The organism is Streptacidiphilus sp. ASG 303, assembly GCF_020991365.1.
Lineage (GTDB): Bacteria > Actinomycetota > Actinomycetes > Streptomycetales > Streptomycetaceae > Peterkaempfera.
Genome location: NZ_JAJLRA010000001.1, coordinates 463,465 through 488,899 on the forward strand (window position 1 = coordinate 463,465; position 25,435 = coordinate 488,899).

Annotated in this window: 23 protein-coding genes and 2 tRNA genes; 4 read left to right on the forward strand and 21 right to left on the reverse strand. The window is 74.9% G+C overall.

Features of this window, described 5'->3' with window-relative positions; translation table 11 throughout:
* Positions 1 to 101: 101 nt before the first annotated feature.
* The 13 genes from secF to pgsA all read right to left on the reverse strand — a co-directional run bounded on the left by secF (position 102) and on the right by pgsA (position 13,019).
* Positions 102 to 1,217 carry a protein translocase subunit SecF gene (secF, locus tag LO771_RS02055; protein WP_230647707.1) on the reverse strand — a complete coding sequence of 372 codons (1,116 nt, stop codon included), beginning with the start codon at positions 1,215 to 1,217 and terminating at the stop codon, positions 102 to 104.
* On the reverse strand, positions 1,217 to 3,061 hold the full coding sequence (gene secD / locus LO771_RS02060; protein WP_374228032.1) for a protein translocase subunit SecD: 1,845 nt from the start codon (positions 3,059 to 3,061) through the stop codon (positions 1,217 to 1,219). Before secD ends, secF begins: the two co-directional genes overlap by 1 nt.
* Positions 3,062 to 3,208: 147 nt before the next feature.
* A complete protein-coding gene (yajC, locus tag LO771_RS02065) occupies positions 3,209 to 3,679 on the reverse strand; it encodes a preprotein translocase subunit YajC (protein WP_308188811.1) in 471 nt (156 codons plus the stop codon).
* Positions 3,680 to 4,006: 327 nt separating this feature from the next.
* Entirely contained in the window at positions 4,007 to 5,113 is a 1,107-nt protein-coding gene (gene ruvB, locus LO771_RS02070; RefSeq protein ID WP_230647708.1) for a Holliday junction branch migration DNA helicase RuvB, read from the reverse strand.
* A 114-nt stretch (positions 5,114 to 5,227) separates the two neighbouring features.
* On the reverse strand, positions 5,228 to 5,839 hold the full coding sequence (gene ruvA, locus LO771_RS02075) for a Holliday junction branch migration protein RuvA (RefSeq protein WP_230647710.1): 612 nt from the start codon (positions 5,837 to 5,839) through the stop codon (positions 5,228 to 5,230).
* Entirely contained in the window at positions 5,836 to 6,483 is a 648-nt protein-coding gene (ruvC, locus tag LO771_RS02080; RefSeq protein ID WP_230647712.1) for a crossover junction endodeoxyribonuclease RuvC, read from the reverse strand. Before ruvC ends, ruvA begins: the two co-directional genes overlap by 4 nt.
* A 164-nt stretch (positions 6,484 to 6,647) precedes the next feature.
* Complete coding sequence (locus tag LO771_RS02085) at positions 6,648 to 7,403, reverse strand: YebC/PmpR family DNA-binding transcriptional regulator (protein ID WP_230647714.1); 756 nt, start codon at positions 7,401 to 7,403, stop codon at positions 6,648 to 6,650.
* Between the two features lie 85 nt (positions 7,404 to 7,488).
* Entirely contained in the window at positions 7,489 to 8,100 is a 612-nt protein-coding gene (pdxT, locus tag LO771_RS02090) for a pyridoxal 5'-phosphate synthase glutaminase subunit PdxT (RefSeq protein WP_230647716.1), read from the reverse strand.
* A 225-nt stretch (positions 8,101 to 8,325) separates the two neighbouring features.
* Positions 8,326 to 9,255 (reverse strand): pyridoxal 5'-phosphate synthase lyase subunit PdxS, encoded by a 930-nt coding sequence (pdxS, locus tag LO771_RS02095; RefSeq protein ID WP_308188812.1) that lies wholly within the window; start codon positions 9,253 to 9,255, stop codon positions 8,326 to 8,328.
* Positions 9,256 to 9,481: 226 nt separating this feature from the next.
* Positions 9,482 to 10,027 (reverse strand): hypothetical protein, encoded by a 546-nt coding sequence (locus tag LO771_RS02100; protein WP_230647718.1) that lies wholly within the window; start codon positions 10,025 to 10,027, stop codon positions 9,482 to 9,484.
* 75 nt (positions 10,028 to 10,102) lie between these two features.
* Positions 10,103 to 11,284, reverse strand: a complete 1,182-nt coding sequence (locus LO771_RS02105; RefSeq protein WP_230647723.1) for a glycosyltransferase family 4 protein — start codon at positions 11,282 to 11,284, stop codon at positions 10,103 to 10,105.
* Positions 11,281 to 12,348 carry a phosphatidylinositol mannoside acyltransferase gene (locus tag LO771_RS02110; protein ID WP_230647725.1) on the reverse strand — a complete coding sequence of 356 codons (1,068 nt, stop codon included), beginning with the start codon at positions 12,346 to 12,348 and terminating at the stop codon, positions 11,281 to 11,283. Before LO771_RS02110 ends, LO771_RS02105 begins: the two co-directional genes overlap by 4 nt.
* Positions 12,345 to 13,019: a phosphatidylinositol phosphate synthase gene (pgsA, locus tag LO771_RS02115; RefSeq protein WP_230647727.1), complete on the reverse strand. Its 675-nt coding sequence runs from the start codon at positions 13,017 to 13,019 to the stop codon at positions 12,345 to 12,347. Before pgsA ends, LO771_RS02110 begins: the two co-directional genes overlap by 4 nt.
* 173 nt (positions 13,020 to 13,192) lie before the next feature.
* Between pgsA and LO771_RS02120 the strand changes: the two genes are divergently transcribed.
* Complete coding sequence (locus LO771_RS02120) at positions 13,193 to 15,409, forward strand: elongation factor G-like protein EF-G2 (RefSeq protein ID WP_230647729.1); 2,217 nt, start codon at positions 13,193 to 13,195, stop codon at positions 15,407 to 15,409.
* Positions 15,410 to 15,640: 231 nt separating this feature from the next.
* On the opposite strand, the gene LO771_RS02125 is transcribed toward LO771_RS02120, so the two are convergent.
* Complete coding sequence (locus LO771_RS02125; protein ID WP_230647731.1) at positions 15,641 to 16,057, reverse strand: thiol-disulfide oxidoreductase DCC family protein; 417 nt, start codon at positions 16,055 to 16,057, stop codon at positions 15,641 to 15,643.
* Positions 16,058 to 16,275: 218 nt separating this feature from the next.
* Between LO771_RS02125 and LO771_RS02130 the strand changes: the two genes are divergently transcribed.
* Complete coding sequence (locus tag LO771_RS02130) at positions 16,276 to 17,922, forward strand: hypothetical protein (RefSeq protein WP_230647733.1); 1,647 nt, start codon at positions 16,276 to 16,278, stop codon at positions 17,920 to 17,922.
* 84 nt (positions 17,923 to 18,006) lie between these two features.
* On the opposite strand, the gene LO771_RS02135 is transcribed toward LO771_RS02130, so the two are convergent.
* From LO771_RS02135 to LO771_RS02150, 4 genes are all read right to left on the reverse strand, one after another.
* A complete protein-coding gene (locus tag LO771_RS02135) occupies positions 18,007 to 18,567 on the reverse strand; it encodes an HIT domain-containing protein (RefSeq protein ID WP_230647735.1) in 561 nt (186 codons plus the stop codon).
* A 58-nt stretch (positions 18,568 to 18,625) separates the two neighbouring features.
* Positions 18,626 to 20,605, reverse strand: a complete 1,980-nt coding sequence (gene thrS, locus LO771_RS02140) for a threonine--tRNA ligase (RefSeq protein WP_230647737.1) — start codon at positions 20,603 to 20,605, stop codon at positions 18,626 to 18,628.
* Positions 20,606 to 20,681: 76 nt separating this feature from the next.
* Entirely contained in the window at positions 20,682 to 21,992 is a 1,311-nt protein-coding gene (locus tag LO771_RS02145; protein ID WP_230647739.1) for a hypothetical protein, read from the reverse strand.
* A 12-nt stretch (positions 21,993 to 22,004) separates the two neighbouring features.
* Complete coding sequence (locus LO771_RS02150) at positions 22,005 to 22,571, reverse strand: DUF4365 domain-containing protein (protein ID WP_230647741.1); 567 nt, start codon at positions 22,569 to 22,571, stop codon at positions 22,005 to 22,007.
* Between the two features lie 182 nt (positions 22,572 to 22,753).
* Between LO771_RS02150 and LO771_RS02155 the strand changes: the two genes are divergently transcribed.
* Positions 22,754 to 23,527: an exonuclease domain-containing protein gene (locus LO771_RS02155; protein WP_230647743.1), complete on the forward strand. Its 774-nt coding sequence runs from the start codon at positions 22,754 to 22,756 to the stop codon at positions 23,525 to 23,527.
* 124 nt (positions 23,528 to 23,651) lie between these two features.
* Here LO771_RS02155 and LO771_RS02160 read toward each other — a convergent pair.
* From LO771_RS02160 to LO771_RS31210, 3 genes are all read right to left on the reverse strand, one after another.
* A tRNA-Val gene (locus LO771_RS02160) sits at positions 23,652 to 23,723 on the reverse strand.
* A gap of 218 nt (positions 23,724 to 23,941) precedes the next feature.
* A tRNA-Val gene (locus LO771_RS02165) sits at positions 23,942 to 24,013 on the reverse strand.
* A gap of 58 nt (positions 24,014 to 24,071) precedes the next feature.
* Positions 24,072 to 24,677, reverse strand: coding sequence for a TIGR02611 family protein (locus LO771_RS31210; RefSeq protein ID WP_308188813.1), 606 nt, complete (start codon positions 24,675 to 24,677; stop codon positions 24,072 to 24,074).
* A 208-nt stretch (positions 24,678 to 24,885) separates the two neighbouring features.
* Here LO771_RS31210 and LO771_RS02175 point away from each other — a divergent pair, with 208 nt between their 5' ends.
* Complete coding sequence (locus LO771_RS02175) at positions 24,886 to 25,299, forward strand: SsgA family sporulation/cell division regulator (RefSeq protein ID WP_055586074.1); 414 nt, start codon at positions 24,886 to 24,888, stop codon at positions 25,297 to 25,299.
* The last annotated feature ends 136 nt before the right edge of the window (positions 25,300 to 25,435 follow it).

Consider the following 25,435-nt stretch of genomic DNA (forward strand, 5'->3'; position numbering starts at 1 on the left):
GGGTGCCGCCGCGGGACCGCGCCCGGGTCCCGGAAAGCGCCGCCGCCCGGCGGGAGTCTCCTCCCGCCGGGCGGCGGCGGTCGTGCGCGCGGGAACGGGGGTCAGTTCCGCTTGCCCGAGGGGCGGCCCCTGCCGCGGCGGCCGACGGGCTGGTTCCGCTGGCCGACGACGCCGGCCGGGACGGCGTCCTCCGGACCCTCCCCGTCCTCGCCGGGGGTCGGCCCGCCCTTCTCGGCGGCGGCCTTCGCGTCGGCGGCGCGGCGCTGCGCGACCCGCCTGGCCAGGGCCTTCATCTCGGGCTGCTCCTCCTTGAGCTGCGCCAGCAGCGGGGTGGCGACGCAGATCGAGGAGTAGGCGCCGGCCGCGAGGCCGATGAAGAGCGCCAGCGAGATGTCGTTGAGCGTGCCGGCGCCGAGGATGCCGCCGCCGATGAAGAGCAGCGCGGCGACCGGCAGCAGCGCCAGGACCGTGGTGTTGATGGAGCGCACCAGGGTCTGGTTGAGGGCGTGGTTGGCGGCCTCGCTGTAGGTGAGGCGGTTCTGCTTGGTGATGCCGCGGGCGTTCTCCTTCACCGTGTCGAAGACGACGACGGTGTCGTAGAGCGAGTAGCCGAGGATGGTGAGGAAGCCGATCACGGTGCCCGGGGTGACCTCGAAGCCCACCAGGGCGTACACGCCGACGGTGATCACGAGGTCGTGGAGCAGGGCGACCAGGGCCGAGACCGCCATCCGCCACTCGAAGGCGATCGCCAGGTAGGCCGTCACCAGGATCATGAAGATGATCAGGCCGGTGAGCGCCTGCTTGGAGATCTCCTTGCCCCAGCTCGGGCCGATGAGGTCGGCGTTGATGGTGTCGGCCTTGACGCCGAGGTCCTTCGAGAGCTCGTCGGTGACCTGGGCGGTGGTCTTGGTCTCGTCCTTGCTGATCTGGATGGTGACCTTGTCGCTGCCCACCGCCTGGACGATCGGGTTGGAGTGCTCCACGATCCGGTCCGCGGCCGTCCGGGCCTCGGTGGTGGTGATGCCGGGCTTGGTCACCGTGTAGACGGAGCCGCCGGTGAACTCGATGCCGAGCTTGAGCCCGTTGACGCCCAGGCCCACGAGGGCGGCGAGCAGGATCAGCGCGGACAGGGAGTACCAGAGCATGCGCCGGCCGACGAAGTCGAAGCTGACCTCGCCCTGGTAGAGGCGATGGCCGAGACTGCCGAGCTTGGACATCAGGCCTCCTTGGCGACGCTGGGTCGGCCGGTACGGCGGCGTCCGCCGCGGATGGGCGGACGGGCTCCGAGCCGCTTGGGGTCGAGCCCGGACCAGGGGTGGCCCCCGCCGAAGAACTTCGTCCGGGCGAGCAGGGTGATCAGCGGCTTGGTGAAGAGGAAGATCACCACGACGTCGAGCAGGGTGGTCAGGCCCAGCGTGAACGCGAAGCCCTGGACCTTGCCCACCGAGACGATGTACAGCACCGCGGCGGCGAGGAAGGACACGAAGTCCGACACCAGGATGGTGCGCCGCGCCCGCGGCCAGGCGCGCTGCACGGCGGTGCGCAGCTGGGCGCCCTCGCGGACCTCGTCGCGGATGCGCTCGAAGTACACGATGAAGGAGTCCGCCGTGATGCCGATCGCGACGATGGCGCCGCAGACGGCCGGCAGGTTGAGGGCGAAGCCGATGGCCTTGCCCAGCAGGCACATGATCGAGTAGGTCAGCACGGCGGAGACGACGAGGCCGGCGATGCTGACCAGGCCGAGGCCGCGGTAGTAGACCAGCGAGTACAGGACCACCAGGCCGAGGCCGATGGCGCCCGCGATCAGGCCGGCGTGCAGCTGCTCACCGCCGAGCTGCGGGGAGACGGTGCTCACCGACTGGGTGGTGAAGTCCAGCGGCAGGGCGCCGAACTTCAGCACGTTGGCGAGGTCGTCGGCCTCCTTCTGCGTGAAGGAGCCGGTGATCTCGGCGCTGTTGCCGGGGATGGGGGCGGTGACCTGGGGGGCGGAGACGTTCTGGCCGTCCAGGACGATGGCGAACTGGTTCTGCGGCGACTGCTTGGCGGCCAGCTGCGTGGTGGTGGCCGTGAACCCCTTGGCGCCCGTGCCGTCGAACTTCAGCTGGACGATCCACATGGAGCGCTGGGTGTCGAAGACCGCGCTGGCGTCGGTGACGTTGACGCCGTTCACCGCGACCGGGCCCAGGGCGTACTTCTCGTAGGTGCCCTTCGGGACGCCCGGCTGGGTCGACTCCTTCTCGTCGCAGGCGACCGCGTTGGCGGTCGTCGACGTCTGGTAGTTGCGGCTGCGCTGCGCCTGGTCGGTGCAGTCCAGGGCCGCGAACTGCTTCGCCAGGTCGGCCGGGACGGCGCCGCCGGTGGTGATCGAGGTCGGGGTGTCCGTGGAGGCGGGGGCGCTCGCGCTCGGCGCGGGCGACGCCTTGGCGGCACCCTTCGCCGCGGCGCCCTTCGCGGCCGCGCCCTTCGCCGAGGGGGCGGTGGACGGCGTGGCGGTGGAGCCTGCCTGCAGGGCGCGGCTCACGGCACGGCCGGCCGTGGTGCTGCTCGGCGCGGGGGACGCGGCCGGGGCGGAGGGCTTCGCCGAGGAGCCGGCGGAGGGCTTGGTCCCGGAGGCGGAGCCGCTCGGCGCGGGGGCCGGCTTGGCGGCGCCCTTCGGCACGGAGACGCCCGTGGCGAGCACGGGGCGGAAGTACAGCTTGGCGGTGGTGCCGATCTGGGCGACCGCGTTGCGGGTGTCGTCCTTCCCGCTGCCCTTCGGGATGTTGACGATGATGTTCTTGCTGCCCTGGACCTGCGTCTCGGCCTCGGACACACCCATGCCGTTGACGCGCTTGAGCATGATGCTCGCCGCGGTGGCCATGTTGGTCTCGTTGACCGCCTTGGGGTCCTTGGACGAGGCGGTCAGCGTGACGCTGGTGCCGCCCGCGAGGTCGATGCCCAGGCGGGGCGTGGTGAGGTTCTGCGCGAACATCAGGCCGACGAGCCCGACCATGACGACCAGGATGAAGGCCAACGCCTTCCCCGGGTGCCCGTCGCGAGGACGCGACTTGGGTGTTGCCACCTTCTCGTTTCTCCCTGTCCGTGCGGCCGGCTGCGGCGGGCCGCCCCGGACCGCTGTACGGCCGGGGGCGGCGGGCGCGGCGGTCCGCTGGTCCTGAGGACCGGTCGGCGGAGGTGCCGCCCGGTCGGCGAAGCGCGCCTGCGACCGCTACTTCGCGGCGGCCGGGCCTTCGCCCTCGGCGGCCGGGCCGCTCTTCGGGGCGTCGGCGGTGCCCTCGGGGGCGTCGGCGGCCGGGGCGGCGGCGGGCTTCGAGAGGTCCGCGGCGGCGGGCTTGGTCAGGTCCGCGGTGACGGCCGCGGCGTCGTCCTCGACGAAGGGCGGGACGTCGTCGGACGCCGGGACCCCGTGGATGATCGCCGCGTACTCCTCGGGCTCCAGCACCGCGGCGATGGCGCTCTTGGTGAAGTGCAGGAAGACGCCCGGGGCGGCCTCGAGCTCGACGGTGTCGTCGTTGACCGACTTGACCGTGGCGTACATGCCGCCGATGGTGCGCACCCCGGAGCCGGGCCCCATGGTGTTGCGCATCTCGAGAGCCTGCTGCTGCTTCTTCTTGGCGTTGCGCGTCATGAGGACCATGACGCCCACCAGGAGGAGCAGGGGGAGAAGGGTGGTAAGCACGGCTTGACAGGTCCTTTGCGGGGCCGCGCGGGGCGACCGGTGTGGGGGGAGGTCTGGCCGCCCGGCAGGGGCGGCTCGGCGGAGTCTAGGGTGACCCGCCTTGGTCGGACAACGTCAAGCATTGCATCCGGGTTCCGCAAGTGGCGAGCCCCCGGCCGGGTGCACCGCCGCGGACCACCGGTGCGGGGGACCCGGCGGCGGGGCCGGGAGGCCCGCTCCCCCGGGGGTGCGGGCGGGCCCGCTCCCCCGGACCTGAGGGTCCGCCCCCACGGCCCGGAGGGCACGGTCCTCCGGCGCGGGGGGGCTCGGTCCTCGGGCGCGGAGGGCTCAGTCCTCCGGCGCGGGGGGCTCGGAGCGGTCGAAGAGGCCCTGCTGGGCGGCGAGCGGGGCGCGGGGCCCCGGCGAGGCCGCGGGGGGTGTCATGCCCATGTGCTGCCAGGCGGCGGCGGTGGCGATCCGGCCGCGCGGGGTGCGGGCGAGCAGGCCCTCGCGGACCAGGAACGGCTCGGCGACCTCCTCCACCGTCTCGCTCTCCTCCCCCACCGCGACCGCCAGTGTGGACAGGCCCACCGGGCCGCCGCCGAAGAGCCGGAGCAGCACGTCGAGCACGGAGCGGTCCAGGCGGTCCAGGCCGCGGCCGTCGACCTCGTACACGTCCAGGGCCTGCGCCGCGATCCCCGGGGTGATCAGCCCGCCGTGCCGGACCTCGGCGTAGTCGCGGACGCGGCGCAGCAGCCGGTTGGCGATGCGGGGGGTGCCGCGGGAGCGGCCGGCGATCTCGGCGGCCCCCGCGGCGTCGATCTCCACGTCGAGGAGCCCGGCCGAGCGGTGGATGACGCGCTCCAGCTCGGCGGGGGCGTAGAACTCCATGTGCCCGGTGAAGCCGAAGCGGTCGCGCAGCGGGGGCGGCAGCAGGCCGGCCCGGGTGGTGGCGCCGACCAGGGTGAAGGGCGGCAGCTCCAGCGGGATGGCCGTGGCGCCGGGGCCCTTGCCGACGATGACGTCGACCCGGAAGTCCTCCATCGCCATGTACAGCATCTCCTCGGCGGGCCGGGACATGCGGTGGATCTCGTCGAGGAAGAGCACCTCGCCCTCGGTGAGCGAGGAGAGGATCGCGGCGAGGTCGCCCGCGTGCTGGATGGCGGGCCCGGAGGTGATCCGGATGGGGGCGTTCATCTCCGCGGCGATGATCATGGAAAGGGTGGTCTTGCCCAGGCCGGGCGGACCGCTGAGCAGCACGTGGTCCGGGGTGGCGCCGCGCCGCCGGGCGGCCTGGAGCACCAGCGAGAGCTGCTCGCGCACCCGCTCCTGGCCGATGAACTCGCCCAGGTCCCTGGGCCGCAGCGCCGCCTCGACCGCCCGGTCCTCGCCGTCGGCGGCCGCGGTGACCAGGCGGTCGCCGGCCTCGGAGTCGGTGGGGTCGTACGGCGTCATGGGGGGCGCTCTCCGGAGGGGGTGCGGGAGGGGTGCGGGCGGGCGGGTCTGCGGCCGGGGGGACCGGGCGGCGGAGGGGTACGGGGCCGAGGGTACGGGGTCGGGCGGGCCGGGTCAGCGGGTGCGGTTGAGGGTGCGCAGGGCGGTGCGCAGCAGGACGGCGATGTCGGGCCGCTCCTGGGCCTCGGCGTCGGGGGCGACGGCGGCGACCGCGTCCTCCGCCTCGCGCGGGGCGTAGCCGAGGCCGACCAGGGCGGAGTGCAGCTGGTCGCGCCAGGGGGCCGGGCCGGCGGCGAGGGGCTGGGCCGGGACGGAGCCGGTGGGGGCGCCGAGCTTGTCCTTGAGCTCCAGCAGCAGCTTCTGCGCGCCGCGCTTGCCGATGCCGGGGACGGCGGTGAGGGCCTTCTCGTCCCCCTGGGCGACGGCCAGGCGCAGCGCGTCGGGGCTGTGGACGGCGAGCATGGCCTGGGCGAGGCGGGGGCCGACGCCGCTGGCGGTCTGGAGCAGCTCGAAGGTGCGGCGCTCGTCGTCGTCGGCGAAGCCGTACAGGGTGAGGGAGTCCTCCCGGACGACCAGGGAGGTGGCGAGGCGGGCGTGCTCGCCGACCCGCAGGCCGGCGGCGGTGGCGGGGGTGCACTGCAGGGCGAGGCCGACCCCGGAGACCTCCACGACGGCGGTGCCCGTGGGGGAGACGGCGGCGACGGGGCCGCTGACGAAGGCGATCACGGGCGGTTCTCCTCGGACGTGCCGGAGCGGGGGGTGCGGGCCGGACGGGCCGCGCCGGCGGCCGTGCGGGCCGGGGCGGACGGGGCGCCGGCGGCGGACGGCGGGCCGGCGGCGGGACGCGCCGGCGGCCGGGCGGCGGTCCGGGCGACGGCCGCGGCGATCCGGTCGCCGGCGGCGCCGCGCCAGATGTGGCAGATGGCGAGGGCGAGCGCGTCGGCGGCGTCGGCCGGCTTCGGGGGCGCGTCGAGGCGGAGCAGGCGGGTGACCATGGCCCCGACCTGCGCCTTGTCGGCGCGGCCGCTGCCGGTGACGGCGGCCTTGACCTCGCTGGGGGTGTGCAGGACGACGGGCAGGCCGCGCCGGGTGGCGCAGAGCATGGCGACGGCGCTGGCCTGGGCGGTGCCCATGACGGTGCGGACGTTGTGCTGGGCGAAGACCCGCTCGACGGCCACCACGTCGGGGCGGTGGGTGTCCAGCCACTCCTCCAGCCCCTGCTCGATCAGCAGCAGCCGGGCGCCGATCTCGGCGTCGGCGGGGGTGCGGACCACGCCCACGCCGGCCATGCGCAGCGGGCGGCCGGGGCCGCCGTCGACCACGCCGACGCCGCACCTGGTCAGTCCGGGGTCCACACCCAGTACCCGCACGCGGGGGCCGCCTCTCGGTCGATGGCTGTTCGAGGTCAGAGGCTATCGGGAGGGTCCGACAACCGGGTGCCGCGCCCCGCCGGGCCGCGCCGGGGCGGCCCCCGAAGCGGACCGGCCCGGCAGCCCCCGGGAGGGGCGGCCGGGCCGGCGCGGGGTGCGGCGGGTCAGGCGTCGATCTCGGCCATGACCTCGTCGGCGACGTCGAAGTTGGCGAAGACGTTCTGCACGTCGTCGCTGTCCTCCAGGGCGTCGATCAGCTTGAAGATCTTCCGGGCGCCGTCGGCGTCCAGCGACACCTGCACGCTCGGGACGAAGTTGGCGTCGGCCGAGTCGTAGTCGATCCCGGCCTCCTGGAGCGCGGTGCGGACCGCGACCAGGTCGGAGGCCTCGCAGATCACCTCGAAGGCCTCGCCGAGGTCGTTGACCTCCTCGGCGCCGGCCTCCAGGACGGCGGTGAGGACGTCGTCCTCGGTGAGCTCGCCGGCCTTGGGCACGATGATGACGCCCTTGCGGGTGAACATGTACGACACCGAGCCCGGGTCGGCCATGGAGCCGCCGTTGCGGGTCATGGCCACGCGCACGTCGGAGGCGGCGCGGTTGCGGTTGTCGGTGAGGCACTCGATCAGCACGGCGACGCCGTTGGGACCGTAGCCCTCGTACATGATCGTGGAGTAGTCGGCACCGCCGGCCTCGGCACCGGAGCCGCGCTTGACGGCGCGGTCGATGTTGTCGTTCGGGACCGAGCTCTTCTTCGCCTTCTGGATGGCGTCGTAGAGGGTGGGGTTGCCCGCCGGGTCGCCGCCACCGGTGCGGGCCGCCACCTCGATGTTCTTGATCATCTTCGCGAAGAGCTTGCCGCGCTTGGCGTCGATCACGGCCTTCTTGTGCTTGGTGGTGGCCCATTTGGAGTGGCCGGACATCGCCTGGCTCCTTACAACGTCATCCAACGGAAAAGAACAGTGCGATCCTACCGAGACACGGGGCCCCGGCCGGAACCGGCGGAGGTCAGCGCGCGGCGGCGCGCACCAGGTCCACGAAGAAGGCGTGCACGCGGTGGTCGCCGGTGAGCTCCGGGTGGAAGGAGGTGGCCAGCAGGTTCCCCTGCCGGACGGCGACGGTCCGGCCGGCCGCGGGGCCCGCGGGCAGCTCGGCGAGGACCTCGACGCCGGCGCCGACCGACTCCACCCAGGGGGCGCGGATGAAGACGCCGTGCAGCGGGCCGCCCTCCAGGCCGGCGAAGTCGACCGGGGACTCGAAGGACTCGTTCTGCCGGCCGAAGGCGTTGCGGCGCACGGTCATGTCGATGCCGCCGACGGACTGCTGGTCGTCGCGGCCGTCGAGGATCTTGTCGGCCAGCATGATCATGCCGGCGCAGGAGCCGTACACCGGCAGGCCCTCGGCGACACGGGCGCGCAGCGGCTCCATCAGGCCGAAGGCCAGCGCCAGGTTGGACATGGTGGTGGACTCGCCGCCGGGTATCACCAGGCCGTCGAGGTCGGCCAGCTCCTCGGGGCGGCGGACCGGCCGGGCGAGCGCGTCGGCCTCGGCGAGCGCCACGGCGTGCTCGCGGACGTCGCCCTGGAGGGCGAGGACTCCGACGGTGGGGGTGCTGGACACGGGGTTCCCCTTCGGGGCAGGAGGCGGGGGGTGCGGGAACACGGGCGGGGCGGGAGGGGGGACGCGGGCGGGGCGGGAGGGGGGACGCGGACGGGGCGGGAACGCGGACGGTCCGCCGCGCCGGGCCGGGCCCGGTGCGGCGGACCGCTGCGTGGGCGGGCCCGGCGGCCCGGCCCGGACCGGCCGCACGGGTGCGGACGGTCCGGCGGGCCCGGCCTGCCGGGACTACCAGCCGCGGTTGGCGTAGCGCTCGGTCTCGGGCAGGGTGTCGCAGTTGATGCCGACCATGGCCTCGCCCAGGCCGCGGGAGACCTTGGCGATGACGTCCGGGTCGTCGAAGAAGGTGGTGGCCTTGACGACGGCGGCGGCGCGCTTGGCCGGGTCGCCGGACTTGAAGATGCCGGAGCCGACGAAGACGCCCTCGGCGCCGAGCTGCATCATGAGCGCGGCGTCGGCGGGGGTGGCCACGCCGCCCGCGCTGAAGAGGACGACCGGGAGCTTGCCCAGGGTCGCGACCTCCTTGACCAGCTCGTACGGGGCCTGGAGGTTCTTGGCGGCGACGAAGAGCTCGTTCTCGTCGAGGGTGGTCAGGCGGCGGATGTCGGCGCGGATCTGCCGCATGTGGCGGACGGCCTCGACGACGTTGCCGGTGCCGGCCTCGCCCTTGGAGCGGATCATGGCCGCGCCCTCGGCGATGCGGCGCAGGGCCTCGCCCAGGTTGGTGGCACCGCAGACGAAGGGGGTGGTGAAGGCCCACTTGTCGCTGTGGTTGACCTCGTCGGCCGGGGTGAGGACCTCGGACTCGTCGATGTAGTCGACGCCGAGCGCCTGGAGGACCTGGGCCTCGACGAAGTGGCCGATCCGGGACTTGGCCATGACCGGGATGGAGACGGCGTTGATGATGCCGTCGATCATGTCCGGGTCGGACATGCGGGCCACGCCGCCGTCCTTGCGGATGTCGGCGGGGACGCGCTCCAGGGCCATGACGGCCACGGCGCCGGCGTCCTCGGCGATCCTCGCCTGCTCGGGCGTGACGACGTCCATGATCACGCCGCCCTTGAGCTGCTCGGCCATGCCGCGCTTGACGCGGGCCGTGCCGACCTGGGGCTGGTCGCCCTCGCCGTGGGAGGGGGTGGCGGGAGAGGTGGTGGACACGGAGGACCTCACTGGGAGACGAATCGGTGCGACGGGCCCATCGTAGGCCGGGCCCGCCCCCCGTCGATGTGCCACCGGGGCCAGCTTCCGGCCGCCGTTGCGACAGTCCGGCGCGCAGCCGCTACCCATCCGCTACCGCCCGCCGGTCCCCCGCGGCACCCGCCGGGCCTGTGGGGGACCTGCTGCTGGACCTGCTGCGGGACCTGCTGCGGGGCCTGCTGGGGGCCTACTGCGGGGCGCCCTCGGGGGTGAGCGAGGCCGGTGCCTCGTCGTCCATCTCGAACGCCATCGGGAACGGCGCGTGCCCCGCCAGCCGCAGGTAGCGGACGATGCGGTGCCGGCGCACCGCCCGCGCCGCCCGCACCGCGTCGTTGTGGAATCGGCGGGCCATCGGCACCCGGCGGACCGCCGCGGTGAGGTCGTGGAGCGCCTCGTCGCCGCCCGGCGCCGCGCGCAGCGCCAGCGCCTGCTCGGGCTCGGCGAAGACCGCCCGCAGCGCCTGGCTCAGCTCGCTCTCGGCCACCTCGCGGTGGTCCTCGTCCGCCTGGAGGGCGGCGTGCGCGGCCTGGTGGAGGACGATGGAGGCCGCCGGGTCCAGCAGCGTCGAGGTGGCGAGCTCCTGGGAGACCGAGGCGCGGCGCAGCAGCTGCGCGTCCAGGGCCGCGCGGGCGGCGTCGATCCGGGCGTGCAGCCGGTCCAGCCGGCCCGCCGTCCAGCTGAGGTAGAGGCCGACGGCGACGACGGCGGCGAGGGCCCAGATCCATGTGGTCACGGCGGATCAGGGTACCGGCCGGCGGGGCCTCCCCCGGCCGGGGCCCGTGCGGGACGGGCCCCGGCCGGGGTCCGCTCAGTCGCGGGCCAGGCCGAGGCGGCCGAGCCAGCCGGTCCGCTCGTCCTCCTCGACGGCCGCGGCGCCCGCCGCCACCGTCTCGTACACGGCGAGGACGTCGGCGCCGACCGTCTCCCAGTCGAAGCGCCGCACGTGGCGGGAGGCCGCCTCGCGCAGGGCGGCCAGCCGCGCGGGGTCGCCCAGCAGCCGGACGGCGGCGGCGGCGAGCGCCTCCGCGTCCTCCACCGGGAACAGCTCGCCCGCGCCGCCGCCGTCGAGCACCTGGCGGAACGCGTCGAGGTCGCTGGCCAGCACGGGTGCACCCGCCGACATGGCCTCGACCAGGATGATGCCGAACGACTCGCCGCCGGTGTTGGGCGCGACGTACAGGTCGACGCTGCGCAGCAGCCGGGCCTTCTCCTCGTCGCTGACCATGCCCAGGAACTCCACCTGGCGGCGGACCTCCTCGGACACGCCCTCCAGCGCCTCCTCCTCGTCGCCGCGCCCGGCCACCAGCAGGCGCGTCCCGGGGCGGGCGGCGAGGATCGCGGGCATGGCCGCGAGGAGCGTCGGCAGGCCCTTGCGGGACTCGTTGATGCGGCCGATGAAGCCGATGACGGCCGGCCCGCCGTCCGCGGCGCCGCCGGTCCAGCGGGGGTCCGGCTCGGCGTCGGCGAAGAAGGAGACGTCCACGCCGTTGGGGATCACGACCGCGTCGCCGCCCAGGTGCTCCACGAGGGTGCGGCGGGCGTACTCGCTGACCGCGATCCGGGCCCGGATCTTCTCCAGGGCCGGCTGCAGGATCGGGTACGCCGCGGTCATGGCGCGGGAGCGGGGGTTTGAGGTGTGGAAGGTCGCGACGATGGGCCCGTTGGCGGACCAGCAGGCCAGCAGGGAGAGGCTCGGCGAGGCCGGCTCGTGGATGTGGAGCACGTCGAAGCGGCCCTCGTGCAGCCAGCGCCGCACCCGGGCGGCGGAGAGGAAGCCGAAGTTGAGCCGCGCCACCGAGCCGTTGTAGGGCACCGGCACGGCACGGCCCGCGGAGACGACGTACGGCGGCAGGGGGGTGTCGTCGTCGGCGGGGGCCAGTACGGAGACGTCGTGGCCGAGCCGCAGCAGGTGGTCGGCGAGGTCCCTGACGTGGAACTGGACGCCGCCGGGGACGTCCCAGGAGTAGGGGCAGACGATGCCGATCCTCACCGGGCGGCCGCCTCGCCCCGGCCGGCGGCGGCCGGTCCGGAGGTGTCCTGCGCGGAGGTGTCCTGCGCGGAGGAGTCCTGCGCGGAGGGGTCCTGCCCGGCGGAGGCCCCGGCGGGGGTCTCGGCGGGGGCCCCGGAGGGCTCCCCGACGGGGTCCTGCGCAAAGGCGCGGGCGGCCGGCAGGTCGGCGAGCCAGAAGCGCTGGAGCATGTGCCAGTCCTCGGGGTGGCTGCGGACGCCCTCGGCCCACACCGCGGCGAGGGCCCGGGTCATGGCGGCCGACCTCTCGCGGCGCGAGCCCTCGGCCGGCACCGGGACCTCGGGGTGCACAATCCCCTTCATCACGGGCGTCCCGTCGTACCAGAGGGTGACCGGCAGCAGCGCCGCACCGGTCTGCACGGCCAGCGCGGCCGGACCGGCGGGCACCCGGGCCCGCTCGCCGAGGAAGTCGACCTCGACGCCGTTGGCGGAGAGGTCCCGGTCCCCGACCAGGCAGACCAGCCCGCCGGCGCGCAGCCGCTTGGCGAGGGTGCCGACGACGGAGACGGAGCCGCCGGTCAGCGGCAGCACCTCCATGCCGAGGCCCTCGCGGTAGGCGACGAAGCGGTCGAAGAGCGACTCGGGCCTCAGCCGCTCGGCGACGGTGGTGAAGCGGTGGCCCAGGTGGGAGACGAGCCATGCGCCGGCCAGGTCCCAGTTGCCCATGTGCGGCAGGGCGAGGACCACGCCGCGCCCCTCGGCGAGGTGGTGGCCGATCCGCTCGTGGCCCTCCGGGGCGAAGGAGCGGGCGATCCGGTCGGCGTCCCACGCCGGCAGCCGGAAGGACTCCTGCCAGTACCGCAGGTAGGAGCGCATCCCGGCGCGCGACAGGTCGCGGATCTCCGCCTCGCCCGCGTCCGGGCGGACCCGGCGCAGGTTGGCCTCCAGCCGCTGCACGCCCTTGCCGCGCTGCCGCCACGCCGTGTCGGCGATCCGCCGGAAGAGCGCCGTCGCGGCGGGTTCGGGCAGGCGCCGCACGGCGGACCAGCCGAGCGCGTACGCCGAGTCGGCGAGCCGCTCCCTCATACCCCCGCCTCCCGGGCCTCGGTACCGCCGGCGGCGGCCCCGGCCTCCGCCTCGGCGGCCTCGCGGCGCACGGTGAGCATCCGCTGGAGGACGGTGACGAGGCTGCCCGCGGCGATCAGCCAGAGGGCGACCGGCAGCAGCCACTCGACGTACGGCACGCCGAAGCCGTGGAGCCCGGCCAGGCCGGCGGCGACCAGGGTGACCACCAGCCGCTCGGCCCGCTCGACCAGTCCGGAGACGTCGCACGGCAGGCCCAGGGACTCCGCCCGCGCCTTGGTGTACGAGACCACCTGGCCGCAGGCCAGGCAGAAGACCGCCACCGCGCAGAGCAGCAGGTTGTCGCCCTTGCCCGCGTACCACAGGGCGATGCCGCCGAAGATCGCCGAGTCGGCGACCCGGTCGAGGGTGGAGTCGAGGAAGGCGCCCCACCGGCTGGACCGGCCGGCCTGGCGGGCCATGTTGCCGTCCACCAGGTCGCTGAAGATGAAGAGCGTGATCACGATGGTGCCCCAGAAGAACTCGCCCCTGGGGAAGAAGGCCAACGCGCCCGCCACGGAGCCCGCGGTGCCGATGAGGGTGACCGCGTCGGGGCTGATCCCGGCGCGCAGCAGCATCGACGCGAACGGCGTGAGGACGCGCGTGAAGAAGGCACGCGCGTATTTGTTGAGCATGGCCTTTCCGACGGCTCCGATCTCGTTCGGTTCTGCGGCTGGCCCATGGTAGCCGCGCGGGGCGCGCACGCGGCCCGGGCACCCCCCGTCGGAGCAGCGGCGGCCGCTCCCGTATGGACCGGGGGCGAACACGGTGGAAAGCTCGAAGGACGCGCAGTGGGAGGAGCAGGCACATGGCCGACAAGGGATCCCACCCATCAGGAGCCGCCGGAAGGGCGCCGGCGGCCGACCGCCCCACACAGCTGCGGAACGTGGTGCTGGTCGGCCACAGCGGTGCGGGCAAGACCACCCTGGCCGAGTCGCTGGCGCTGGCCGCCGGCGCGGTCAACCGGGCCGGACGGGTGCAGGACGGCACCACCGTCTCGGACCACGACGACATCGAGCACCGCCAGCAGCGGTCGGTGCAGCTCTCGCTGATCCCCCTGGAGTGGGACGGCGTCAAGGTCAACCTGCTGGACACGCCCGGCTACGCGGACTTCGTCGGCGAGCTGCGGGCGGGCCTGCGGGCCGCCGACGCGGCCCTGTTCGTCGTCTCCGCCGCCGACGGCGTGGACGGCGCCACCCGGATGCTGTGGGACGAGTGCGCCGCGGTGTCGATGCCGCGCGCCGTGGTGGTGACCAAGCTGGACACCGCCCGCGCCGACTTCGACCAGGTGGTGGAGGCGTGCCGGGAGGCCTTCGGCGGCGAGGACCCCGACGCGGTCCTCCCCCTGTACCTGCCGCTGCACGGCGGCGCCCCGGGCCACGACGGGGAGCCGCCGGTCTGCGGCCTGGTCGGCCTGCTGACCGAGCGCGTCCTCGACTACTCCTCGGGCGTCCGCGAGGAGCGCGCGCCGGACCCGGTGCTGCGGCCCGCCCTGGAGGAGGCGCGCGGCCGGCTCATCGAGGGGATCATCGCCGAGAGCGAGGACGAGACCCTCATGGACCGCTACCTCGGCGGCGAGGCGATCGACGTGAAGACCCTCGTGGAGGACCTGGAGCGGGCCGTCGCCCGCGGCTCCTTCCACCCGGTGCTGGCGGCGGCGCCGCCCGTCGAGGGCTCGAAGCAGGGCATCGGCACGGTGGAGCTGCTGGAGCTGGTCACGGCCGGCTTCCCCTCCCCCGCCGAGCGCGAGGCGCCGCCGGTCACCACGCCCGACGGCCGGCCGCGGCCCGCCCTGGCCTGCGACCCCGAGGGGCCCCTCGCGGCCGAGGTGGTCAAGACCAGCGGCGACCCGTACGTGGGCCGGCTGAGCCTGGTCCGGGTCTTCTCCGGGACGCTGCGGCCGGACGCGGCCGTCCACGTCTCCGGACACGGCCTCGCCGACCGCGGCCACGAGGACCACGACGTGGACGAGCGGGTCGGCGCGCTGTCCACGCCGTTCGGCAAGCACCAGCACCCGGCGCCCAAGGGCATCGCCGGGGACATCGTCTGCGTCGCGCGGCTGGGCCGGGCCGAGACGGGCGACACCCTCTCGGCGAAGGAGCAGCCGCTGCTCATGGAGGCGTGGGAGATGCCCGACCCGCTGCTGCCGGTCGCGGTGGAGGCCCACAGCAAGGCCGACGAGGACAAGCTCTCGCAGGGCCTGGCCCGGCTGGTCGCCGAGGACCCGACGCTGCGGCTGGAGCAGAACCCCGACACGCGGCAGCTGGTGCTGTGGTGCATGGGCGAGGCCCACGCCGACGTGCTGCTGGAGCGGCTGCGCACCCGCTACGGGGTGCAGGTGGACCCGGTGCCGTACCGGGTGCCGCTGCGGGAGACGTTCGGCTCGGCCGCCTCGGCGCGCGGGCGGCACGTCAAGCAGTCCGGCGGGCACGGCCAGTTCGCGATCTGCGAGATCGAGGTGGAGCCGCTGCCCACCGGGGGCGGCTTCGAGTTCGTCGACCGGGTGGTGGGCGGGGCGGTGCCCCGGCAGTTCATCCCCTCCGTGGAGAAGGGGATCCGTACGCAGCTGGCGAAGGGCGTCGCCTCCGGCCACCCCGTGGTGGACGTCCGGGTGACGCTGGTGGACGGCAAGGCGCACTCGGTGGACTCCTCCGACGCCGCCTTCCAGACCGCGGGCGCGCTGGCCCTGCGGGAGGCGGCCGCGCAGGCCGTGATCCACCTGCTGGAGCCGGTCTCCGAGGTGCGGGTGCTGGTGCCGGACGACTACGTGGGCACGGTCATGAGCGACCTGTCGGCGCGGCGCGGCCGGGTGCTGGGCACCGAGCCGGTGCCGTCGGGCCGGCTGACCCTGGTCCGGGCGGAGGTGCCGGAGGTGGAGATCAGCCGGTACGCGGTGGACCTGCGGTCGCTCTCGCACGGCACCGGGCGGTTCTCCCGGGAGTACGCCCGCCACGAGCCCATGCCGCCGCAGGTGGCGGCACGGATGCGGGAGCAGGAGCGGGAGGCGCAGCCGGCCGGGCGCTGAGGCCGCCCGCCGCCCCGGGCCGGCTCCCCCGCCGGGGTGCCGGCCCGGGGCGTGCGGCCTGCCGTGGGACGGCAGGGCGCAGGGGCCGGATGGGCGGACGGGCGGGCGGACGGGCCGCGGACCAGGCCGGGCCGGGCAACCGGCCGTTCGAGGTCCCGGGCCGTTCGGGCCCCGGGCCGTTCGGGCCCCGGGCCGTGCGGGGCCCCGGTCCTGCCGGGGCCGGGCGGGGCCTCAGGTCGTGCGGGGCGGCAGGGCGCAGGCGGCCGTGCCGCCGGGCATCCGGTGGCGGTGGCGGGCGACCAGCCGGTACACGCCCGCCGCGGCCCAGCGCACCGGAGGGAGCGTGACCAGGGCGCCCGGCACGGTCCACACGCCCCCGGCACGCATCAGCAGCCGGGCGACGGCCTGCGCGCCGCCGTACACCTGCCCGCCGGGGGTCACCCAGAGCACCTCGCGCCCGGCGCGCCGGGCGGTGACCAGCCCCAGGCCGCCGCAGCGGGCGTCCAGTCCCGCCAGGTCGGCGGTGCGGAAGGGGACGGCGTCCCAGCCCCGGGCGGCGGGGTCCGCGGGAAGCCGCGCCGCGAGCCCGACGCAGCGGGAGCAGAAGGCGCAGTCGCCGTCGTAGACGAGAACCGGTCGTGTGGCCATGGCCCGATCCTGCCCCACGGGCCCGACCGTGCGCCCCCGCCGCGCGCCGACGGATCCCACCGAGGGGGGACGGGGCGCATGGCGGGGGGCGCGGAGGGGCAGAACCATCCGGACCGGTGAACCGCGCGCCGGGCCGGTGACGCCTGGTCAGAAGACCATCGCCGCAGCGGAGCGGGGCGCGGTAGCCTGCCGCTGACAGGGGAGGAGGGGGAGGCCGCGTGACCACGCTCGACATGACCCCCGGGGCACAGATACCCCGGTTCGACACGGGCCCCCAGACCGCGGTCACCCAGGCGCTGGCCTCGGCCGCGTACCGCGACGGGCCGCTCGACGACCTCGTGAGGCTGCGGCCGGACGTGAAGCCGAAGCCGCCGCGCTTCGCGCTCTTCCGGGCCAACCTCGGCGAGGCCTTCACCGAGGCGGTCATCGCCCGGACGCTGGGCAGCGGCCGCAAACCGCTGGTGCCGTCCTTCGGCACCGACGCCCGGATGGTCGTGGAGCACTGCCTGGAGGCGCAGGAGCTGCGCAACCGGCGCGACCGGCAGCTGTCCCTGGTCACGCTGCTCACGGGCGTGCTGTTCCTGCCGGGGGCGCTGCTGTGGCTGCTCGCCTTCCAGCTGCGGGCGGTGCTGCGGAAGGCGGCGCCGGACCGCGCGGGCCTGTACGGCAGCGTGGTCTTCGCCGCCCTGACGGTGCTGGGCGTCCTCTTCGTGCTGAAGCCGCCCGCGAGCGGCATGGCCGCCCTGTACCTGCGGGTGATGATGGTGGCGCCGGTCGTCGGCTGGTACGCCGCGAAGCGGATCTGCCTGCGCAGCGCGGAGCAGATGCGGGCGCAGTGGACGGCGCTGGTCGAGGGCAGCGCGATGGGCCCCATGCTGCCGAAGATCGTCCCCCGGGACGACAAGGACGCGAAGGCCGTGGACCTGCGGGACCAGCTGGACAGGCTGGCCGCCGAGCAGGAGACCAACGTGCTGCACTACGCGGGCACCAAGGGGATCCTCGGCCTCGGCGGGCGCTGGGGCGCCTGGCACCTCACCGGCCCGCTGGCGCCGCGGGAGGGCGCCGCCGACATCCACTCCTTCCGGCCGTGGGACCTGGTCCGCAGGATCAACGAGCGGCTGGGCGCGCTGGAGCGCAGCGAGGTCGCGGCGGGCGGCATGCCGGCGCCGCGGCTGGAGCAGTGGGCGGTGCGGCCGGTCGGCGAGGGCGCGGACGAGATCGCCCGGCCCGGGGACGTCGAGACCATGGACGGGCAGCGGATGCGGGACTTCGCGGTGCAGAACCTCTGCAACGCGCAGAAGTTCGGCGCCGAGCCCCGGCACTACCAGGGCACCCACTTCGTGCTCTGGAAGGGCCAGCTGGTGGTGTCGCTGATGCTGACCGTCACCGTGCTCCACGACTACCTGCGGGTGGAGGTCACCGGGCACGCGCTGGGCCCGATCGCCGGCCTGTTCACCACCAAGCCCTCGCCCAAGGAGGTCACCTTCACCCGGCCCGGCCGGCCGTGGAAGGAGGAGAAGCGCCACCTGCCGGTGGTGGACGGCGACGAGGTGGTGCGCCTGGCCGTGCGGGCGCCGCTGATGTGGACGCCGGTGGTCCGGGACTGGCTCGGGGGCCGGCTGGTGCTGCCGGAGCCGTTCGGCCTGCGCTCGGCGTGGGTGGACCGGATGTGGACGCACCGCTTCATGGCGGACGACGCGATCCGGGCCGCGACCCCGATCGTGCGGACGGTGCGCACCGTGATCGACGAGTTCCTGGCCGAGCACGACGTGGATGTGGAGAAGTTCGCCAAGGCGCACTCGCTGCTGCCGGGGGCCGAGGCGGAGGGCGTGCGGCCCTTCAAGGCCGACGTCTACGACGCCTGAGGCGGGCCGCCCCGCGCACGGGGCGCGCACGGTGGGGGCCGGGACCCTGCAGGGTCCCGGCCCCCACCGTGCGCGGGAGGCGGATCAGGCCGCCGGCCAGGCCTCCGCCAGCATCTTGCGGGTGTCGGCCAGCAGCTGCGGCAGCACCCTGGTGTGGCCGACGATGGGCATGAAGTTGGTGTCGCCGCCCCAGCGCGGCACCACGTGCTGGTGCAGGTGGGCGGCGATGCCGGCCCCGGCGGCCGCGCCCTGGTTCATGCCGATGTTGAAGCCGTGGGCGCCGGAGGCGGCGCGCAGCGCGGTCATCGCCTGCTTGGTGAGGGCGCCCAGCTCGGCGGTCTCGGCGTCGTCGAGGCCGGTGTAGTCGGCGACGTGCCGGTACGGGACGACCATGAGGTGGCCGCCGTTGTACGGGTACAGGTTGAGCACCGCGTACACGCGCTCGCCGCGGGCGACGACCAGCCCGTCCTCGTCGCTCAGGGCGGGGATGCCGCAGAACGGGCAGCCCTCGTCCTGGCCGGGGCCGGTGGGCTTGTTCTCGCCCTTGATGTACGCCATTCGGTGGGGGGTCCACAGACGCTGGAAGCCGTCCGGCTCCCCGACCCCGTCCTGCAGCTCCGGCTCGCTCGTCATGCGGATCAGCATAGGCGCCGCGGGGCGGCTCCCCGAAGGGAGCCGCCCCGCGGGCGCTGCGACCGCCGGCTCAGACCTGGACGCGGTCCCGGACGGCCTTCACGATCTCGGCGACGGCCTCGTCCACCGGGACGCCGTTCTTCTGCTCGCCGCTGCGGTAGCGGAAGGAGACGGCCCCGGCCTCGACGTCGTCGTTGCCGGCCAGCAGCATGAAGGGCGCCTTGGCCTTCTGCGCGTTGCGGATCTTCTTCTGCATGCGGTCGTCGGAGGCGTCCACCTCGACGCGGACGCCCTCGGCGCGCAGCTTCGCCGCGACCTCCTGGAGGTACGGGACGTGCTCGTCGGTGATCGGGATGCCGACCACGGCGACGGGGGCGAGCCACGGCGGCATGGCGCCGGCGTAGTGCTCCAGCAGCACGCCGAAGAAGCGCTCGATCGAGCCGAAGAGCGCCCGGTGGATCATGACGGGCTGCTGACGGGACCCGTCCGCCGCGGTGTACTCCAGGTCGAAGCGCTTGGGCTGGTTGAAGTCGACCTGGATGGTCGACATCTGCCAGGAGCGGCCGATGGCGTCCTTGACCTGCACGGAGATCTTCGGACCGTAGTACGCCGCGCCGCCCGGGTCGGGGGTGAGCGGCAGGCCCTGCTTCTCCGCGGCCTGGCGCAGGGCCTCGGTGGCCTCCTCCCAGTCCTCGTCCGTGCCGATGAACTTGTCGGAGTCGTCGCGGGTGGACAGCTCCAGCTCGAACTCGGTCAGGCCGTAGTCGCGCAGCAGGTCGAGCACGAAGGTCAGGAGCGTGTCGAGCTCCTGCGGCATCTGCTCCTTGGTGCAGTAGATGTGCGAGTCGTCCTGGGTGAAGCCGCGGGAGCGGGTCAGGCCGTGCACCACGCCCGACTTCTCGTACCGGTAGACCGTCCCGAACTCGAACAGCCGCAGCGGCAGTTCGCGGTAGGAGCGTCCGCGCGACTTGAAGATCAGGTTGTGCATCGGGCAGTTCATCGCCTTGAGGCGGTAGTTCTGCTCGTCGAACCGGATGGCCGGGAACATGCCGTCCGCGTAGTGCGGCAGGTGCCCGGAGATCTCGAAGAGGTGCTCCTTGGAGAGGTGCGGGGTGTTGACGAACTCGTAGCCCGCGGTCTCGTGCTGCCTGCGCGAGTAGTCCTCCATGGCCTTGCGGATCACACCGCCCTTGGGGTGGAAGACCGCCAGGCCGGGGCCGAGCTCGTCGGGGAAGGAGAACAGGTCCAGCTCGGCGCCGAGCTTGCGGTGGTCGCGCTTCTCCGCCTCGGCGAGGAAGTCCAGGTGGGCCTTGAGCTCGTCCTTCGACGGCCAGGCGGTGCCGTAGATCCGCTGGAGCTGCTTGTTCTTCTCGCTGCCGCGCCAGTAGGCGGCGGCGCTGCGCATCAGCTTGAACGCGGGGATGAGGCGGGTGGTGGGCAGGTGGGGACCGCGGCAGAGGTCCTTCCAGCACAGCTCCCCGGTCTTCGCGTCCAGGTTGTCGTAGATGGTCAGCTCGCCCGCGCCGACCTCGGCGGAGGCGCCGTCGGCGGCCTCGGCGGCGGAGCCCTTGAGGCCGATCAGCTCCAGCTTGTACGGCTCGGCGGCCAGCTCCTCGCGAGCGGCCTCGTCGGTCACCGCGCGGCGGGAGAAGCGCTGGCCGCGCTTGACGATCTCCTGCATCTTCTTCTCGACGGCCTTGAGGTCGTCGGGGTGGAAGGGCTTCTCGACGTCGAAGTCGTAGTAGAAGCCGTCCTTGATCGGCGGGCCGATGCCGAGCTTGGCCTCGGGGAAGAGCTCCTGCACGGCCTGGGCCATGACGTGGGCGGTGGAGTGGCGCAGGATCGCCAGGCCGTCCTCGCTGGTGACGGCGACGGGCTCCACCTCGTCGCCGTCGGCGAGCACGTGGGCGAGGTCGCGCAGGGCGCCGTTCACGCGGGCGGCGACGACGGCGCGGTCGCCGGCGAACAGCTCGGCGGCGGTAGTGCCCGTGGTCACCACGCGCTCTTCCCGATCGGGTTCGCGGTTGATGGTCACACGGACGTCCGACACCGGTCTCTCCTGACTCGCGGAACTCGCGGAATGCTTTCGGAGCAGCCTACGGCTGCGGTGTCGATGGTACCGAGAATTACGGAGCGTCCTCCTCGGGGCGGTCCCGCAGCGCCTTGAGGAGGCGGTCGCGCTCGGCGTCGTCGAGCTCGCAGGGTTCGACGCCGCGGGGGCGGACCAGCCGCCGGAACCCGCTGCCGGGCTCCAGACGGCCGCCGAGCCGCAGCGGGACGCCCGCCAGGTGCGCCCGCACGGCGGTGCGGTACTCCTCCTCCTCCAGCCGGACGCGGACCTCCGCGACGTCCGCCCCGGCCAGCACCCGCAGCCGCACCGCCCCGGCGCCGTCCGGCCGCGGCCGCCCCAGCCGCACCACCGCGCCGGTGATCCGGACCTCGACCGCGAGCTCGGCCCGCTCCAGCCGCTCCACCGCCTCCTCCAGGGCCGGCAGGTCGCCGGGCGAGAACTCCACGGGCGGCCGCCGGTCGGTGAACCCGCGCGGCGTACCGGCCGCCGGGGACCAGGCGAGGGCGACCTGAGCCCCCTCGCTCCCCCGGACCAGCTGCGCCACCGAGGCCGCCAGCTCCCGGCTCACCCCGGCGCCCACCGACCCGTCGAAGGCCTCGGGCCGCCCGGTGGCCCGGCGGTAGTCGACCGCGTCGCGCAGCGCCTCCAGGGAGCGGACCAGCACGGTGGTGGCACCGCGGCCCTCCGGCGCGGGCACGTGGGCGGTGAGCCGGCCGGCGCCGCTGCCGGGCCCCGCCACCAGCACCTGCCGCAGGAAGGCGGCGGCGTGCCCGTCGAGCCGGGCGCCGAAGAAGGCCGCCCGGGTGTGCGCCGCCTTGGCCGCGGCCCGCAGCATGGCCGCGGCGGCGGCGCGCAGCGCGTCCTCGGCCTCCCAGGGCACCGCGCCGTCCGCGCCGGGCGCCTCCCGCTCCCAGCGGACCTCGTCGCCGGGCACGTCGAGGGCCAGCAGCACGGACCGGGCGGACGGCAGCGGGGAGCGGACCAGTGCGGCGAGGGCCTCGGCGAGCAGCTCGTCGGCGTCGTCGAAGGCCCGTCCGGCCGGGACCAGCAGGCTGAGGCCGGACGCCTCGCCGCCGGGCGGCGTCCAGCGGCCGTAGCGGTCGGCCGGGCCGCCGCGGCGCACCCAGCCGTGGCGGGCGAGCAGGGCGCCCAGCACCCCGGGGTCGACACGGCCGGGGTCGACGCGGGGCGGTCCGGGCCACGGGCCGGCGGCCGCGTCGGCGCGTCCGGTGGCGGCGCGTCCGGTGGCGGCGCGTCCGGTGTCCGGCCGTCCCGCGTCCGCCCGGCCGCTGACCGGCCGTCCCTGTCCGCCGCCGTCCGGCCGCCCGTCGCCGCCGGGCCCGTCCTCACGCGGTGTCGCAGTCACGCGCGCCTCCCGTCATGGGCTGCCGCCCGCGCCGACGCGGGCCATGATGTCGCAGAGCGCGCGGTCGTCGAAGATCCGCGCCGTCGGGACGCGCACGTTGGTGCGGCGCTTCCCGGTGACCGGGTGTCCCGCGAGGTTGACCCAGTAGCAGCAGTGCCGCAGCTCCAGGCGGTCGGGCCGGGCCAGCAGCCAGTCGTCGACGGCGCTGGGCAGCAGCATCACCACCAGGATGCGGTGGACCGCCACCCGGGACCGGGCGAGGGTGCGCAGGTGGTCGTTGTCGAGGGTGAAGCTGAAGAACGGGCCGGGCGGACAGGCGGCCGTCTGCTGCGTCGCCTTGAGCTGGATCTTGACGGTGACCTCGTCGTCGACCGCGTGGAGCGGCGAGCCGTGGCTGACGTGCCAGTCGATGCCGTTGTCGGGGAACGGCTGGGAGAGCGAGCAGCCCGCGGCGGCGGCGACGGCGTGCAGGTACGCCACCTGCAGCGTCTCCATGCAGGCGGTGGTCGCCAGGTCCCCTCGCAGCGGTGCGGCCCACACCGTGGGCGAGGCCCCCGGCTCGGGCTGTGTCAGCGCCATGGCCGTGCCGTCCCCGTGTCCCCGTGGCGGCCCCGGCGTCCTGGGGAGCGGACAGGCCGTCACCCGGGGTGATCCCCCGCCGCGGGGAGGGCGAAACGCGCAGGTCGGGACGGGTTGCCCGGCGGCGGAGCGGGTATCACACCGCCAGGAGGACGTGCCGCGAGAGGAAGTGAGGTCCCGTCATGGCGCACTGGTACGAGGGGCCCCTCGCCGCCTTCGACACCGAGACCACCGGCGTGGACGTCGAGACCGACCGCATCGTCTCCGCGGCGCTCGTCCTGCAGCCCGGCCCGGCGGAGCCCGCCCGGACCCTCCACTGGCTCGCCGACCCCGGCGTCCCCATCCCCGAGGCCGCCCGGGCGGTGCACGGGATCAGCGACGCCGAGGTGCGCGCGCACGGCCGGCCGCCGCACGCGGTCGTGGACGAGGTGGCCCGGGCGCTGGCCGACCTGGCCGGCGCCGGGGTGCCGCTGGTGGTGATGAACGCGCCGTACGACCTGACCCTGCTCGACCGGGAGCTGGAGCGGCACCGGGGGCGGTCGCTGGCCGACCACCTGGGGGACGACGCGCCGCTGCTCGTCCTGGACCCGCGGGTGCTCGACAAGCACGTGGACCGCTACCGCAAGGGCCGGCGGACGCTGACCGACCTGTGCGTCCACTACGGGGTGGTCCTCGGGGCGGCGCACGACGCGGCGGCGGACGCGCTCGCGTCGCTGCAGGTCGTGCGGGAGATCGGCCGCCGCCACCCGGGGACGCTCGGCTCCCTCTCCCCCGGCGAGCTGCACCCGCGGCAGGCCGTGTGGCACGCGGCGCAGGCCAGGGGGCTGCAGGCGTGGTTCGAGCGGTCGGGGACGCCGGAGCGGGTGGACACCGCCTGGCCGCTGCGGCCCCGGCGGTGCGGGTGCGGGCGGCGGCTGCAGCCGGGGCGCGTGCACAGCTGCGAGGCGGCGGCCTGAGCGTCCCGGGCCTCCCGGGCCGGCCCGGGAGGCCCACCCGCGCCAGCGGCCCGGACCCGCGGAACCCCGGCGCACGCACGGCGAAGGCCCCGACCGGATGATCCGGTCGGGGCCTTCTTCCCGGTGGGCGATACTGGGATCGAACCAGTGACCCCTTCGGTGTGAACGAAGTGCTCTCCCGCTGAGCTAATCGCCCGGGCACAGGAAGAACGTTACCACCCTCCCGGGGGCGCCCCGCAACGCGCTTCCCGGTGACCGGCCGTCAGGAGGCGGCCGGGGTGCCGGAGCCGACGCCGGACCACTCGGGGAAGCGGCCCGGAACCGGTCCCGCCCCGCGCGCGGAACCACCGGACGGAGCATTCCTGCGACAATGCGGAAACCCCGGCCGGAATTCCGGCCGGGGTCCATTCCCGGTGGGCGATACTGGGATCGAACCAGTGACCCCTTCGGTGTGAACGAAGTGCTCTCCCGCTGAGCTAATCGCCCGGGCGCAGGGAAAACATTACCGCATGTCGCAGGGTGGTCGTGACCGGCGCCCCCCGGGTCACCACCGGGGGAGCGCCCACCCGTACCGGCTCACGTACAGGGCGGCGCCGGCGGCGAGCAGCACCAGGACGGCCGCGAGGATCAGCAGGTTCCGCCGGCGCACCCGCGGGTCGACGGCCTTCCTCGCGTACTCGGTGAGCTTGGCCTTCGTCCAGTGCAGCAGGCGCTGGGCCCAGGCGAACTCGGTGGCGAGGATCGCCAGGCCGCCGAAGATCACGGCCCAGCCGGGGCCGGGCAGGGGGAGCAGCAGCACGCCGCCGGCGATCACCGCGACGCCGACGACCAGGATCCCGATCCGCCAGGTGAGGTGCAGCGACCGGGAGCGGCGGATGAACGCGGGGGCCCTGGACCCGTACCGGGGGCGGGGCCGCTCACCGTCCCGCCCCTCGCCGCCCCGTCCCTCGTGGACGTGCCCCTCGGGGACGTGCCCCTCGTGGACCCGTCCGCCGTGGTCGCGGCCCGCAGCGGCCTCCCGGCCGGGGACCCGGTCACGGCTGTCGTCGGGGCCTGGCTGCGGGCCGGTCCGGGACTCCGGTCCGGGAGGGGACTGCGACCGGGTGCCCCGGGCCGCGCCGGTGCCCTCGTGGTCTCTCTGCGGCGCCATACTCGAAAACCTACCCGAGCGTTTCGCGGCACTGTGTGCCGACTCGCTCACCGGAACGGCCGCACCGGCGTTTCCGGGATGCGCCGGAAGGGGTACGAACCGCTCCCTAATCGGGACAGAGGGGTTTACACCGGTCGCCTGGGTGGGATGGTCCGTTCGCCGACGTGCGATTCCCCGAGCGCACACTGAGCGAAAGGCCCTGGCGCTTATGAACACCACGGTCAGCTGCGAGCTGCACCTGCGCCTCATCGTGTCGAGCGACTCCTCCCTGCCCGTCCCCGCGGGCCTGCGCTACGACACGGCCGACCCCTACGCCGTGCACGCCACCTTCCATACCGGTGCCGACGAGACCGTGGAGTGGGTGTTCGCCCGCGACCTCCTGGCAGAAGGGCTGCACCGGCCGACGGGTACCGGCGACGTCCGTGTCTGGCCCTCCCGGAGCCACGGCCAGGGCGTCGTCTGCATCGCCCTGAGCTCCCCGGAGGGCGAGGCCCTCCTGGAGGCCCCCGCACGGGCGCTGGAGTCCTTCCTCAAGCGCACCGACGCCGCCGTGCCGCCCGGCACCGAGCACCGCCACTTCGACCTGGACCGGGAGCTGTCCCACATCCTGGCGGAGAGCTGACCGCCGGACCGGGGTCCATCGCAGTCCGGCGCCGCGGCGGCCGTCCTACTCGGGGGTACGGCCGCTCCGGCGCCTCGCAGAGCCGGGGCGGCCGGGCCCGGCGGACAACCGAAGACCGTCCGGCGGCAGGCCCGCC

What these genes read in the sequence shown, in the direction of transcription:
- LO771_RS02125 (WP_230647731.1), bottom strand. Translation starts at nt 16,057, where the DNA reads ATGGCCACACGACCGGTTCTCGTCTACGACGGCGACTGCGCCTTCTGC.
- ruvB (WP_230647708.1), bottom strand. Translation starts at nt 5,113, where the DNA reads ATGACGCCGTACGACCCCACCGACTCCGAGGCCGGCGACCGCCTGGTC.
- secF (WP_230647707.1), bottom strand. Translation starts at nt 1,217, where the DNA reads ATGTCCAAGCTCGGCAGTCTCGGCCATCGCCTCTACCAGGGCGAGGTC.
- LO771_RS02110 (WP_230647725.1), bottom strand. Translation starts at nt 12,348, where the DNA reads ATGAGGGAGCGGCTCGCCGACTCGGCGTACGCGCTCGGCTGGTCCGCC.
- LO771_RS02135 (WP_230647735.1), bottom strand. Translation starts at nt 18,567, where the DNA reads ATGCTGATCCGCATGACGAGCGAGCCGGAGCTGCAGGACGGGGTCGGG.
- LO771_RS02085 (WP_230647714.1), bottom strand. Translation starts at nt 7,403, where the DNA reads ATGTCCGGCCACTCCAAATGGGCCACCACCAAGCACAAGAAGGCCGTG.
- LO771_RS02155 (WP_230647743.1), top strand. Translation starts at nt 22,754, where the DNA reads ATGGCGCACTGGTACGAGGGGCCCCTCGCCGCCTTCGACACCGAGACC.
- LO771_RS02175 (WP_055586074.1), top strand. Translation starts at nt 24,886, where the DNA reads ATGAACACCACGGTCAGCTGCGAGCTGCACCTGCGCCTCATCGTGTCG.
- LO771_RS02120 (WP_230647729.1), top strand. Translation starts at nt 13,193, where the DNA reads ATGGCCGACAAGGGATCCCACCCATCAGGAGCCGCCGGAAGGGCGCCG.
- pgsA (WP_230647727.1), bottom strand. Translation starts at nt 13,019, where the DNA reads ATGCTCAACAAATACGCGCGTGCCTTCTTCACGCGCGTCCTCACGCCG.
- LO771_RS31210 (WP_308188813.1), bottom strand. Translation starts at nt 24,677, where the DNA reads ATGGCGCCGCAGAGAGACCACGAGGGCACCGGCGCGGCCCGGGGCACC.
- LO771_RS02150 (WP_230647741.1), bottom strand. Translation starts at nt 22,571, where the DNA reads ATGGCGCTGACACAGCCCGAGCCGGGGGCCTCGCCCACGGTGTGGGCC.